Origin of the sequence: Falsiroseomonas sp. (assembly GCF_030695085.1) — a bacterium.
GTDB lineage: Bacteria > Pseudomonadota > Alphaproteobacteria > Acetobacterales > Acetobacteraceae > Falsiroseomonas.
In genome coordinates this window covers 22,543-35,149 of the sequence record NZ_JAUYTS010000149.1, presented here as the reverse complement: position 1 = coordinate 35,149, position 12,607 = coordinate 22,543, and the positions used below count along the sequence as shown (strand labels likewise).

Annotated in this window: 13 protein-coding genes; 9 read left to right on the top strand and 4 right to left on the bottom strand. The window is 70.5% G+C overall.

Annotated elements, in window-relative coordinates:
* Window positions 1-405: radical SAM protein (locus Q8S40_RS16405; protein WP_305671230.1), on the bottom strand; the 405-nt coding region annotated here is incomplete at its 3' end.
* Between the two features lie 17 nt (window positions 406-422).
* Here Q8S40_RS16405 and Q8S40_RS16400 point away from each other — a divergent pair.
* Together Q8S40_RS16400 and Q8S40_RS16395 are read left to right on the top strand one after the other, a co-directional pair.
* Complete coding sequence (locus Q8S40_RS16400; RefSeq protein WP_304813133.1) at window positions 423-914, top strand: YbaK/EbsC family protein; 492 nt, start codon at window positions 423-425, stop codon at window positions 912-914.
* Entirely contained in the window at window positions 911-1,306 is a 396-nt protein-coding gene (locus tag Q8S40_RS16395; RefSeq protein ID WP_305671229.1) for an MAPEG family protein, read from the top strand. The genes Q8S40_RS16400 and Q8S40_RS16395 overlap by 4 nt, the downstream gene beginning before the upstream one ends.
* Window positions 1,307-1,321: 15 nt before the next feature.
* Here Q8S40_RS16395 and Q8S40_RS16390 read toward each other — a convergent pair whose 3' ends face one another.
* Window positions 1,322-2,293, bottom strand: coding sequence for a quinone oxidoreductase (locus Q8S40_RS16390; RefSeq protein ID WP_305671228.1), 972 nt, complete (start codon window positions 2,291-2,293; stop codon window positions 1,322-1,324).
* Window positions 2,290-2,820 carry a methylated-DNA--[protein]-cysteine S-methyltransferase gene (locus tag Q8S40_RS16385; RefSeq protein ID WP_305671227.1) on the bottom strand — a complete coding sequence of 177 codons (531 nt, stop codon included), beginning with the start codon at window positions 2,818-2,820 and terminating at the stop codon, window positions 2,290-2,292. The genes Q8S40_RS16390 and Q8S40_RS16385 overlap by 4 nt, the downstream gene beginning before the upstream one ends.
* Window positions 2,821-2,983: 163 nt before the next feature.
* On the opposite strand from Q8S40_RS16385, the gene Q8S40_RS16380 reads away from it, so the two are divergent.
* From Q8S40_RS16380 to Q8S40_RS16355, 6 genes are read left to right on the top strand one after another with little or no spacing between them, the layout of a single operon-like run.
* Window positions 2,984-3,364 carry a ferredoxin gene (locus Q8S40_RS16380; RefSeq protein WP_304813144.1) on the top strand — a complete coding sequence of 127 codons (381 nt, stop codon included), beginning with the start codon at window positions 2,984-2,986 and terminating at the stop codon, window positions 3,362-3,364.
* 41 nt (window positions 3,365-3,405) lie between these two features.
* Complete coding sequence (gene mnmE, locus Q8S40_RS16375; protein WP_305671226.1) at window positions 3,406-4,722, top strand: tRNA uridine-5-carboxymethylaminomethyl(34) synthesis GTPase MnmE; 1,317 nt, start codon at window positions 3,406-3,408, stop codon at window positions 4,720-4,722.
* A gap of 19 nt (window positions 4,723-4,741) precedes the next feature.
* The gene (gene mnmG / locus Q8S40_RS16370; protein WP_305671225.1) at window positions 4,742-6,616 is read left to right on the top strand and encodes a tRNA uridine-5-carboxymethylaminomethyl(34) synthesis enzyme MnmG; all 1,875 of its coding nucleotides are present in this window, start codon (window positions 4,742-4,744) and stop codon (window positions 6,614-6,616) included.
* Between the two features lie 9 nt (window positions 6,617-6,625).
* Window positions 6,626-7,264, top strand: a complete 639-nt coding sequence (gene rsmG / locus Q8S40_RS16365) for a 16S rRNA (guanine(527)-N(7))-methyltransferase RsmG (protein WP_305671224.1) — start codon at window positions 6,626-6,628, stop codon at window positions 7,262-7,264.
* The gene (locus tag Q8S40_RS16360; protein ID WP_304813152.1) at window positions 7,245-8,060 is read left to right on the top strand and encodes a ParA family protein; all 816 of its coding nucleotides are present in this window, start codon (window positions 7,245-7,247) and stop codon (window positions 8,058-8,060) included. Before rsmG ends, Q8S40_RS16360 begins: the two co-directional genes overlap by 20 nt.
* Complete coding sequence (locus Q8S40_RS16355; protein ID WP_305671223.1) at window positions 8,057-8,917, top strand: ParB/RepB/Spo0J family partition protein; 861 nt, start codon at window positions 8,057-8,059, stop codon at window positions 8,915-8,917. Before Q8S40_RS16360 ends, Q8S40_RS16355 begins: the two co-directional genes overlap by 4 nt.
* 145 nt (window positions 8,918-9,062) lie before the next feature.
* On the opposite strand, the gene Q8S40_RS16350 is transcribed toward Q8S40_RS16355, so the two are convergent.
* Window positions 9,063-10,217, bottom strand: a complete 1,155-nt coding sequence (locus tag Q8S40_RS16350; protein ID WP_371136848.1) for a DegT/DnrJ/EryC1/StrS family aminotransferase — start codon at window positions 10,215-10,217, stop codon at window positions 9,063-9,065.
* A gap of 301 nt (window positions 10,218-10,518) precedes the next feature.
* Here Q8S40_RS16350 and Q8S40_RS16345 point away from each other — a divergent pair, with 301 nt between their 5' ends.
* Window positions 10,519-12,594 carry a methyl-accepting chemotaxis protein gene (locus Q8S40_RS16345; RefSeq protein ID WP_305671221.1) on the top strand — a complete coding sequence of 692 codons (2,076 nt, stop codon included), beginning with the start codon at window positions 10,519-10,521 and terminating at the stop codon, window positions 12,592-12,594.
* Window positions 12,595-12,607: the final 13 nt, after the last annotated feature.

The window sequence follows — 12,607 nt, the reverse complement described above, 5'->3', positions numbered from 1 at the left end:
GAGGAAGGCCAGCGCGGCAGGGTCCAGCGCCTGCACGCCGAGGGAGACGCGGTTCACGCCGGCCGCGCGGAAATCACGCAGCTTCTGGAGTTCCACGCTGGTCGGGTTCGCCTCCAGCGTGATCTCAAGATCGGGCTCGGGGTCGAACAGCAGCTGGGCGTCGGCGATGAGGGCGGCGGCGGTGGACGGCGCCATGAGGCTCGGCGTGCCGCCGCCGAAGAAGATGCTGGCAAGGCGACGGCGGCCGGCGACATTGGCACGCGCGGCTTCATAGGCCAGTTCCTGACGCAAGGCGGCGGCGAAGGCGGCCTGGTCCACACGGTCCCGCACATGGCTGTTGAAGTCGCAATACGGGCACTTGGCGGCACAGAACGGCCAGTGGATGTAGAGGGCCAGGGTTTCCATCAGGCGGAGATATGGCGATGTCGGGCGGGTCTGTCGAACGGGTGCGGGCGGCGCTGTTGGCGGCGGGGCATCCGGATACCGTGACGTCCTTTCCGGACGGCACGCGCAGCGCGGCGGAGGCCGCAGCGGCAGTGGGCTGCACGGTGGCGCAGATTGCCAAATCCATCGTGTTCCGGGCGGGCGAGCGGCCGCTGCTGGTGATTGCCTCCGGCGCCAATCGCGTGGACATGGCGAAGGCCGGCGCCGCGCTGAATGGCGGCGGGGGGCCGATGTTTCACGTGAAACGCGCAGACGGTGGCTGGGTGCGGGACGTGACAGGTTTTGCCATCGGGGGTGTCGCGCCGCTGGGGCATCTCACGCCGCCGCTGGTGCTGCTGGATGAGGATCTGTTCCGCCACGATCAGGTCTGGGCCGCGGCCGGGTCGCCGATGCATGTCTTCGCCACGACGCCGGAGGCGCTGCTGCGCCTGTCCGGCGGGGTGCGGGCCGATGTGCGGGAGGATGCATGATGCTGCCCATTACCGCCTTCTACGCCGCACCGCTGGCGCTGGCCTTCGTGGCGCTGGCCACCAGGGTGATCCGGGCCCGCCGCCTGTATCACCAGCCACTGGGTACCTCCCACCGCCTGGTGGAGCGCGCCGCACGGGCGCACGGAAATTTCGCGGAAGCCGTGCCGCTGGCCCTGCTGCTGCTCGCGCTGTGCGAGGCGAATGGCCTGCCCGTCTGGGCATTGCATGTACTGGGCGTGACGCTGCTGGCCGGGCGCGGCTTCCACGCGCTCGGGATCGGGCGGGAGCCGGAGGTGTTCCGCTGGCGCGTCCTCGGCACCAGCCTCACCCTCACGATGATGGGCGTGGCGGGCGCCGCCGCCATGGGGCTGGCGCTGGCGGGGCTGCTGTAGCCCCGCCTGGCGGCATCAGGGCAGCAGGACCGTGCTGCCCGTGGTCTTCCGCGCCTCCAGCGCCCGGTGTGCCTCCGCCGCATCCTTCAGCGCGAAGCGCTGGTTGACGCGGATCTGGACGGCGCCCTTGGCCACCACATCGAACAGGGCGGCGGCCTGGGCTTCCAGATCCTCACGCTTGGCCGTGTAGGTCGCGAGCGTGGGTCGCGTGAGATACAGCGAACCCTTGGCCGCAAGGATGCCGATATCCGTGGTGACCGGGCCGGATGCGTTGCCGTAGGACACCATCATCCCATAGGGCGCCAGACAGTCGAGCGAGGCCGTGAAGCTGTCGCGGCCGACGCTGTCATAGACCACGGGCAGCATGGCGCCGCCGGTGATCTCCTTCACCTGCGCCGGCAGTGTCTCAAGCCCGATCACCGCATGGTCGGCACCATGCGCCTTGGCCAGCGCCGCTTTTTCTTCCGTGCTGACACAGGCGATGACGGTGCAGCCAAGATGCTTGGCCCATTGCGTCATGATCAGGCCGACGCCGCCGGCCGCGGCATGGATCAGGATGGTCTGGCCAGGCTGCACCTTGTAGGTGCGCGTCAGCAGGAAGCCGGCCGTCATGCCCTGCAGCATCATGGCCGCCGCCTGTTCGAAGGCAATCGCCTCCGGCACCTTCACCAGGCGGTCCGCCTTGATGGTCCGCGCCTCGGCATAGGCGCCGATGGGTGCGGTGGCGTAGGCGACGCGGTCGCCCGGTGCGACATGGGTGACGCCTTCGCCCACGGCCTCCACCACGCCCGCGGCCTCCATGCCGATGGTCGCCGGCAAAGCGGGCGCCTTGTAGAGGCCGGTGCGGAAATAGACGTCGATATAATTCAGTCCGACCGCCTGATGGCGGACCAGGGCCTCACCGGGTTTCGGGGAAGGCAGCGGCACCTCCTCCCACACCATTTTCTCGGGGCCGCCATATTCGTGGATGCGGATGGCATGGTTCATCGGGGGAGGGTCCCTGCAGCTTGGGGGAGGGGGAGTTCAGCCTGAGGGCCGGGAGAGAGGGGGCGGGTGGGGTCCGAGGAACGCGCGCGCTGCTCAAGGTCCAGCAACATGCGCTTGGTCGCGGGCCCGTCACCGCCCGAATATCCACCGAGCCGGCCGCCCGAGGCGACGACGCGGTGGCAGGGGATCAGGATGGGGATCGGGTTGCTGCCATTCGCCTGACCGATGGCGCGTGCCGAGGAGCCCAGCAGCCTGGCAAGATCGCCGTAAGAACGGGTTTCCCCGGGCGGTATGTCGCACAGCGCCGCCCAGACCCGCTGCTGGAAAGCGGAACCAAAGGGTGCCAACGGCAGATCGAAGCCCGTCCGCTGACCATCGAAATAGTCCTGGAGCTGGGAGACGGCGTCGCGCAACAGCGGCGTCGGGGCCTGATCGCGGCCTCGGCCCCAATCCAGCGCCACGATCGCATCATCCTCGGCGGAGACGGTGATATCGCCAAGCGGCGTGAGGCAGGTAATCTGAGGCATTCGCTCTCGTCCGATGGACCACCATGCGCCACACTCCGCGGGCGCTCGTCAAGCCAGGGCCAGCATAGGCGCTTTTGCCGGGCCTGTCGCGATCGGGACTCTGCCCTGGTGGCGCCCGGCGCGCGTCGCTACATCGCCCATCTGATCCAAGCCGGAGGCCGCCGTGACCGATGCGCTGCTCGACGCCAACGAACCGCGGCAGGACCCGGCCCCTTATTTCCGCGCCCATGTATTCGTCTGCTGCAATCGCCGGCCGGACGGGCACCGGCGCGGCTCCTGCGCCGCCCGGGGTAGCGAGGGGTTGCGCGACTATATGAAGGCGCGCGCGAAGGAGCTGGGCGTGCGGGATGTCCGAATAAACCAGGCTGGGTGCCTCGACCGCTGTGAATTCGGGCCGGCGCTGGTGATCTACCCTGAGGGGGTCTGGTACAGCCCCAAGACGCGGGAAGATGTGGATGCGATCCTTCAGGCGCATCTGGTGGAGGGCGGGCGCGCCAGGCACCTGATGCTGACCGAAAAGGACGTGCTGCCCGCCAAGGGCTGAGGCGCCCGAAGCGTTTCACGTGAAACATCCGCATGACCAGCATGACCGACACCATCATTGCGCGCGCTTCCGGTGCCGGGCCGGCCGCCGTTGCGGTGCTGCGGCTGTCCGGGCCGCAGGCCGGCAGGGTGCTGGAGGCTTTGGCCGGACGCCTGCCTGAACCCCGCCGCGCCAGCCTGCGGCGTTTGCGCGGGATGGATGGCGAGATGCTCGACGAAGCCCTGGTGCTCTGGTTCCCCGGCCCCGGCAGCTACACGGGCGAGGATGCGGCCGAGTTGCACCTGCATGGCGGTACCGCCATCGTCGCTGCGGTCGAAGCCGCGCTGCTGGCCCAGGGATGCCGCCCCGCCGAGCCCGGCGAGTTCACCCGCCGGGCCTTCCTGCACGGACGCATGGACCTGACCCAGGCGGAGGGCATCGCCGACCTGATTGCGGCCGAGACGGAAGCGCAACGCCGCCAGGCCCTGCGCCAGGCCGGCGGCGCGCTGGCCACGCTGTATGATGGCTGGACCCGGCGCCTGACACGCATCCTGGCGCAGCAGGAAGCCGCCATCGAGTTCGAGATGGACGACCTGCCGAGCGACGTCGCCGCCCGCGCGCGCGAAAGTGCGGCGACGCTGCACGCCGAAATCCTCGCGCATCTCGCCGATGGCAGCCGCGGCGAACGCCTGCGGGAGGGGCTGTCGATCGCGATCCTCGGCGCGCCGAACGCCGGCAAATCATCGCTGATGAATGCGCTGTCGGGGCGGGATGCGGCGATCGTCTCATCCCAGCCCGGCACCACAAGGGACATTGTCGAGTGTCGCCTTGTACTCGGCGGCGTGCCAGTGGTGCTGGCGGATACCGCCGGGCTGCGCGCGACCCAGGATGCGGTGGAGCGGGAGGGTGTGCGCCGCGCCAAGGGTCGTGCCGGCGAGGCCGATCTCGTGCTGATCGCCTTCGCCAGCGACGAGCCGCCGGATGCGGAAAGTCTCGGGCTTTTGCGGGGCGGGCAGCAGGTGCTGGTCCTCGCCACCAAATGCGACCTGGCAGCGCCTCCCCTTTCCATCGCCGGTCACCCAACCCTGCCGACAAGCGCGCAGACAGGCCAGGGTCTCGCGGAACTCAAGGCGTCGCTGGCCGAATTCGCGCAACGCCAGGCGGGCCTTGGCGACGCGCCAGCGCTGACGCGCACCCGCCACCGTGCCGCGCTGACGGAAGCGACCGCGCGGCTCGAAGACGCCGAAAGGGCGCGGCTGCCGGAGCTGGTGGCGGAAGACTACCGCGCCGCCCTGCACGCCCTCGGCCGCCTGACGGGGCGTGTGGAGGTGGAGCAAGTGCTCGATTCAGTGTTCCGCGACTTCTGCATCGGCAAGTGATCGGCCTATACCGCGCGTCATGGCGACAGATCCGGGCTTTGACGTGGTGGTGGTGGGCGGCGGACATGCCGGTTGCGAGGCTGCGGCCGCTTCCGCACGCTGTGGGGCACGCACGCTTCTGCTGACACACCGCCTCGATACGATCGGCGAGATGTCCTGCAACCCGGCCATCGGCGGGATCGGCAAGGGCCATCTGGTGCGGGAGGTTGATGCCCTCGACGGCCTGATCGCCCGCGCCGCGGATGCGGCCGCGATTCACGCCAAGGTGCTCAACCGCAGCAAGGGCCCCGCCGTGCGCGGCCCGCGCATCCAGGCCGATCGCCGCCTCTACCGCGCGGCAATGCAGGCCCTGCTGGCAGAGCAGCCCAACCTCACCCTACGAGGCGATGCAGCCGAAGACCTGGAGCTGGACGCCTTGGGCCGGGTCCGGGAGGTGGTGACCGCGAGCGGCGCCCGGATCGCTTGTGGCGCCGTCGTCCTAACGACGGGCACCTTCCTGCGTGGCGAGATCCATCTCGGCGCCACGCGCCGCCCTGCCGGGCGGAGCGGTGAGGCGCCCTCCATCGGCCTGGCGCATGCGCTGGAACGGCTCGGCCTACCCATGGCCCGCCTCAAGACCGGCACGCCGCCGCGGCTCGATGGCCGCACCATCGACTGGGACGCGCTGGAACCCCAGCCGGGGGACGACCCGCCGGAGCCGATGTCCTGGCTGACGGACCGCATCACCAACCGGCAGGTCGATTGCCGCATCACCTGGACCACGCCGGCGACGCATGCGCTGATCCAGGCCAATTTGCATCGCTCCGCCGTCTATGGCGGCCAGATCCAGGGCGTCGGCCCGCGCTACTGCCCCTCCATCGAGGACAAGATCGTCCGATTCGCCGACCGCCAGCGGCACCAGATCTTCCTGGAGCCCGAGGGGCTGGATGACGACACGGTCTATCCCAACGGCATCTCGACCAGCCTGCCGGAGGACGTGCAGGCGGCGCTGATCGCCTCCATCCCCGGCCTGGCCCGTACCCGCATCCTGCGCCCGGGCTATGCCATCGAATACGACCATGTGGACCCGCGCGCCCTGCACCGCACGCTGGAGGTCCGCAGCGCGCCCGGCCTGTTCCTGGCCGGGCAGATCAACGGCACAACGGGCTATGAGGAAGCGGCGGCGCAGGGGCTGATGGCCGGCCTCAACGCCGCGCAGCGCGCCGCGGGATTGAGCCCGGATCGAATCCTGGCACGTTCTGAGGCCTATATCGGCGTCATGCTGGATGACCTGGTCAGCCACGGCGTCACCGAGCCCTACCGCATGCTGACGGCGCGGTCCGAGCACCGCTTGAGCCTTCGCGCCGACAATGCTGGCCTGCGCCTCACCGCCCGGGGCCTGGCCTGGGGCTGCATCGGCCCGATCCGCGCCGCCCGCCACGCCCACTTCGCGGACCAGGTGGCCGCGGCACTGGCGCGTGCCGGCCAGGATCTCGCAACCCCCTACGCGATCACCGCCGCCGGCATCCCGATTCGCCAGGATGGCCGCCGCCGCACGGTGCTGGAGGTGCTGGCCCTGCCGGATGTCACGGCCGAGATGGCCGCCGCCGCCTTCCCCTGGCTGGCCGACCTGCCACCCCTGGTCGCCGTCCAGGTCGAGGCCGAGGCCTTCTACGCACCGCATCTGCGTCGCCAGGACTCGGAGCGCCGCATGCTGGCGCGCGAGGAAGCGGTGACCCTCCCGGACGGCTTCGATTTCCGCGGCATCCCGGGCCTGTCCACGGAAATGCAGCAGCGCCTCGCCCGGGCGCGGCCGGACCATCTCGGCGCCGCCAGCCGCGTTCCCGGCGTCACGCCCGCCGCAGTCGCCGCCCTGGCCATCCACCTTCGACGCGGGGCGGCGGAGCCGGTATAGGGGTTTCACGTGAAACACCCGGCCGACTCGCCCCCGCAACCCCTGCCTGCCCCGACGCCCCTGGATGACAGCATCCGGGCGCGACTGGATGCCTATGTCGAATTGCTGCTGCGCTGGAACGCCCGCATCAACCTGGTCGGCCGCACCACCACGGACCAGGTCTGGGATCGCCATGTCGAGGATAGCCTGCAGCTCGTCCCGCTGCTGCCGCCGGGCACAGATGCCATCTGCGACCTTGGCTCCGGCGCCGGCCTGCCGGGCCTGGTGCTCGCCATCGCGACCGGGCGCCCCGCCCATCTGGTGGAATCGGACCGTCGCAAGGCCGCCTTCCTGACCGAAGCCGCAGCCCGCCTCGACCTGCCGCAGGTCCAGATCCACGCCACCCGGATCGAGGATGCGCGCCTGCCGCCCATCGCCATCCTGACCGCCCGCGCCCTCGCCCCACTCGGCACGCTCCTGGCCTATGCCGAGCGTCTGCTCGCCCCCGGCGGCGTCGCGCTGTTTCCCAAGGGACGCATGGCGGAGGCCGAACTTGCCGAAGCCCGGACCGCCTGGTCCTTCACCCTCGACCGGTTCGCCAGCCGCACCGATCCGGAGGCCACCATTCTCCGCCTCAGCGATATCCGCCATGTCCAGCCGCAAGCCTGACCGCGCCGCCCCCCGGGTCCTGGCCTTTGCCAACCAGAAGGGCGGCGTCGGCAAGACGACCACCGCGATCAACCTCGCCACCGCGCTCGCCACCAACCACAAGGTGCTGCTGCTCGACCTCGACCCGCAGGGCAACGCCTCCACAGGCCTTGGCATCGCGGCCCAGGACCGCGCCGCCGGCAGCTATGCGCTGCTGGTCGAGGGCCGGAAGCTGGGCGACCTGCTGCGCCCGACCCAGGTCGCCAACCTCTCGATCCTACCCGCCGACCCCGACCTCGCGGGCGCGGAGATCGAGCTGGTCGGCCTGGCGGATCGCGAACGCCGCCTCGCAACCGCCCTGGCCGAGGCACAGGATGCCCTGGCGGATTTCGACTACATCTTCTTCGATTGCCCGCCTTCGCTTGGCCTCATCACCCTCAACGCCCTGGTCGCCGCCGATGGCGTGCTGGTGCCGCTGCAGACCGAATTCTTCGCGCTGGAGGGTATCAGCCAGATCACGCGGACCATCGATCGCGTCCGCCGCGCCTTCAACCCGCGCCTGCGCCTGGAGGGCATCGTGCTGACCATGATGGACCGCCGCAACAACCTGTCCGAATTGGTGGCCAGTGATGTGCGCGGCTTCTTCAAGGACAAGGTGTTCGAGACGGCGATCCCCCGCAACGTCCGCGTCAGCGAGGCCCCCTCCCACGGCCTGCCGGTTCTGCTGTATGATTTCCGCTCACCCGGCGCGCAGGCCTATGTCAAACTCGCCGTCGAATTCCTCAAACGGGAGCGTGCGCGGATTCGCGCCTCATGAGCAGCACATCACGAAAGCCCATCTCCCGCCTCGGCCGCGGCCTCTCGGCGCTGATCCCGGACGCGCCGCCCACCACGGCGGGCGAGGCGCTGCGCACCGTGCCGGTGGAGGCGCTGGAGCCCGGCCCCTTCCAGCCGCGCGGCGGCATGGACCGCGCCAGCCTGGATGAACTCGCCGTCTCGATCCGCGAGCACGGCATCCTCCAGCCCATCCTGGTGCGCCCGAAGCCCGGCAGCCCGGACAGCTACGAGATCATCGGTGGCGAACGCCGCTGGCGCGCCGCCCAGGCCGCGCAGTTGCATGAGGTGCCGGTTGTCATCCGGGACCTCAGCGACCGGGAAGCGATGGCCGCCGGCCTGGTGGAGAACCTTCAGCGCCAGGATCTGAACGCGCTGGAGGAGGCCGAGGGCTACCAGCGTCTCATCCAGGAATTTGGCCTGACGCAGGACCATCTCGGCCAGTCGGTCGGCAAAAGCCGCAGCCATGTCGCCAATACGCTGCGGCTGCTGAACCTGCCCGGCCCCGTGCGCGACCTGGTCCGCAATGGCGTGCTGACGGCCGGCCACGCCCGCGCCCTGATCGGCACCCCCGATCCAGGCCGCCTGGCTGCCCAGGTGGTCGCGCGCGGTCTGAATGTCCGCCAGACGGAGGCGCTGGCCACCGCCAAGCCGAAGCCCGAAGGCACGCCGCCCCGCCCACAGGACCCGGAAACCCGGGCGCTGGAGCGGGACCTGACGGAGCGCCTCGGCCTCCAGGTCGCAGTTCGCCACGCCGGCAAGGGTGGAGAGGTGGTGATCCGCTACCGTGACCTCGACCAGCTCGATGGCCTGATCCGGCTGCTCAACGGTGGCGGCTGAGCCGCCGCCGGCTGTTATACCTCAGTCGCCGGCGCGGCCTCCGGCCGCTTGGCTTCGCGGCACTTGCCGCGGCGGGTCACGGCAGTGCCGCGACCGGCCGCTCGCCCGCCTTCGTCGGGCGCAGGTCGGTCCCGGCAGCCGTTGCTCAGACCGCGCCGGCAACCGCCGCAATCACCCGGGCCACCTCGGCCTCGGTCAGATAGGGGTGCATGGGCAGCGACAGGATCCGCTCGCACAGCATCTCGGCCACCGGCAGCCCCGGTGCGCCGGCGGCCATCGCCCCTGCATGGGCCGCGGCATAGGCCGGCTGGCGGTGCAGCGACTTCGGATAATAGATCGAGGTCGGCACCCCGGCCGCCTTGCAGGCCTCCTGCACCCGCATGCGCTGCGCGGCATCGGCCAACAGGATGGAATAGAGCCCCCAGGCATGGCCCGGCACCAGCTCCGGCACCTGCACGCGGCCCGCCAGCCCGGCGTGATAGGCCGCCGCCACCTTGGTGCGCGCCGCCAACTCACCTTCCAACAGAGGCAGCTTGGCCAGCAGGATGGCGGCCTGGATGGTATCCAGCCGCCCATTCATGCCCGTGCGCTCCACCTCATAGCGGGTCTTGCCCTCGCCATGGGTGCGCAGGCTGCGCCACAGCTCGGCACGGTCGGCATCATCGGTCAGCAGGGCGCCGCCATCGCCGTAGCAGCCCAGCGTCTTGGTCGGGTAGAAGCTGAGCGCCGTCGCATGGCCCCAGCGGCCCAGCCGCTTGTTGCCGAGCGCGGCACCATAGGCCTGCGCCGCATCATCCAGCGCGAACATGCCCTTCTCGGCGCAGATCGCCTCGATCGCCGGCCAGTCGGCCGGCAGGCCGAACAGGTCCACCCCGATCACCGCCGCCGGGCGCAGCCTTCCCTCCGCCTCGACCAGCGCGATGCGCCGCTTCAGGTCCGCGATATCGATGTTGAAGGTCGCCGGATCCACATCGACGAAGATCGGCGTCGCCCCCAGCACCAGCGGCACCTCCGCCGTCGCGGTGTAGGTGAAGGCCGGCAGGAACACGGCATCACCGCGGCCAATGCCTTCGCCCATCATCGCGATCTGCAGCGCATCGGTGCCGGAGGACACGCCAACGCCATGTGCGCAGCCGGAGAAGGCGGCCAGCTTCTGTTCCAGTTCCGCGACCTCGGGCCCGTTGATGAAGCGGCCACCGTCGAGCACCGAGGCCAGGCGCTGGTCCAGCTCCGCGCGGATCAGCGCCTGCTGCGCCTTCATGTCGAACAGGGCGATGGGGGGAAGGCTGGTCATTTGCATCCGTCGGCAGGTTTCGGCGCCCTCCTTACTCCCCACCCGCCCGAGCGGCCAAATCACCCGGCGTTTCGCTGCTTTTCGCGATCGATCGCGTCGCCCGTGGCGGTTTGCCGCTGTGGGGGCCGGCGGATCAGCGCGCCGGCCGCGCCACGCCCAGTACGGAAAGATTTCGCCGTTTTCGTAATATTGTAGACAGATTTTTCGCGAAAACCGCCGTATTGCCCGCCTTTACAGCGCCCTTTAACGCCGCAGAAAGGCGCGGCACCGCAATGATGGAGGACTCACGGAAAGGTCATCCCACGCAATGCGCATCCGGACCGTCTTCTTTCTCGGCTTCGCCTTGATCGCGATGCCCGGTTTCCTTCTATCGGCCTGGCTGGCAAATGAGGCCTGGCGCGACGCCCGGCAGGCAGACCGGAGCATCCTCGAGACCCGCACCCTGAACGACGTGCTGCGTGCCCAGATCGGCTACGCCGTGCAATCCGGCCGGCTGAGCGGCGCGCTGGTCACGCCGCAGCCGAACCTGGCCGAGTTGCGGGAGGGACATGCGACGGCGCTCCGCATGCTCAATGCGGCCGAAGCCAGCGCAACCGCCGCCGGCTTCGATCCCGCGGTCATGCAGCGTACGGCCCAGACGGCGACGGAACTGCTGCGGCGCGTCACGGAAGCCGCCGGCCGGCCGGTGGCGGAACGCGATCCGGCGATCCTGCGCGACCTCACGGCGGCACGGAACGAGATCGGCAATGGCATGACCGTCCTGGCACAGACCGTTGGCCGTCGCCTGGCCGCCACAGCGCCCGACCTGGCCATCCGGGCAGAGGTCGCCATCCATGCCGCGACGCTGCGCGACGTCGCCGGCCGCCGCGCCCTGTTCATCACCGGCTGGGTTGGTGGCCGCCCGGTGGACGCGCAGGCCGTCACCACGGCCCGCCTGCTGACCGGCCGCATGCAGGAATCCTTCAGCAACACCGAACGCCTGGTGGAAGCCCTGGCCACGCCGCGCCTGATGGAAGCCCTGGCGGCACAGCGCCGCAGCTTCGTCGGCCAAGCCGAACCGCGCTGGAGCCGCCTGATCGACGAGGCCGCCAGCCGCCTCGGCGCACCGCCCGCGGCCCAGTCCGCCGCATGGCCGGTGACCATCGAGGAGTTCCGCCCCTTCTCCGTCGCCGCCCTGGCCGATTTGCTGGGCATGCGCGATGCGGCACTTGAGGAAGCGCTGGCCACCGGCGAGGCCACCAGCGCGGCGCATTGGCGCGCGCTGCATTTCACCGGCCTCGCCATGCTGGTCACCTTCGGCCTGGTGCTGGGCGCATTGCTGGTGATGCTGCGCCGGATCGTCGCACCGCTGGGCGCCTTGACCGGCGTGGTCGGCCGCATCGGCGCCGGCGAGTTGACGCTGGACGTGCCGGGCCGTGACCGCACCGATGAGCTTGGCGAGATGGCCGGTGCCGTCGAGAATCTGCGCCACGCCTCGCTCCAGCGCGAAGCCCTGGAGGCCGCGCAGGCCACCGAACGGCAATCCCGCCTCGCCCGCGCCGCCGCGGTGGAAACGCTGCTGCACGGCTTCGAGGGTGAAACCGCGGACGTGCTCCGCACCGTTGCCTCCGCCGCCACCGAGCTGGACGCCACGGCCGGCTCCATGGCCTCCACCGCGGAAAGCGGAGCCTCCCGCGCCAATGCCGTGGCCGAAGCCTCCGCCCTTGCCAGCACCAATGTCGGCAGCGTCGCCGCCGCGACGGAGGAACTCTCCGCCTCCATCGCCGAAGTCGTCCGCCAGATCGAGGCCTCCGCCCAGGCGGCGCGGGAGGCTACCGCCGCCGCCGAGGCGACCGACTCCACCGTCCGCGGCCTGTCCGAGGCGGCATCGCGCATCGGTGACGTCGTCCGGCTGATCGGCGACATCGCCGGCCAGACCAACCTTCTCGCGCTCAACGCCACCATCGAGGCGGCGCGGGCCGGGGAGGCCGGCAAGGGCTTCGCCGTGGTTGCGTCGGAGGTGAAGCAGCTCGCCGCGCAGACCGCCAAGGCGACGGAGGAAATCGGCGCGCAGATCGGCGCCATGCAGACCGAGACCAACCGCACCGTGGACGTGGTGCGCGCCATCGCGCGCACCATCGAGACGCTGAACGCGACCACCGCCCAGGTGGCGGAGACCGCGTCCCAGCAGGCGCAGGCCACGGCGGAGATCGGCCAGGCAGTGGCGGAAGCCGCCAGCGGCACCCGCCAGGCCGCGCATCACGCGACGGGCGTCAGCGAGGATGCGGCCCGCACCGGCACCGCCGCCGCCGATGTCCGCAGCGCCTCCGCCGAACTGGCCCGGCAGGCCGAGATGCTGCGCGGTAAGGTGGACACCTTCCTCGGCGCGATCCGCGCCGCATGATAGCGGATCCGCG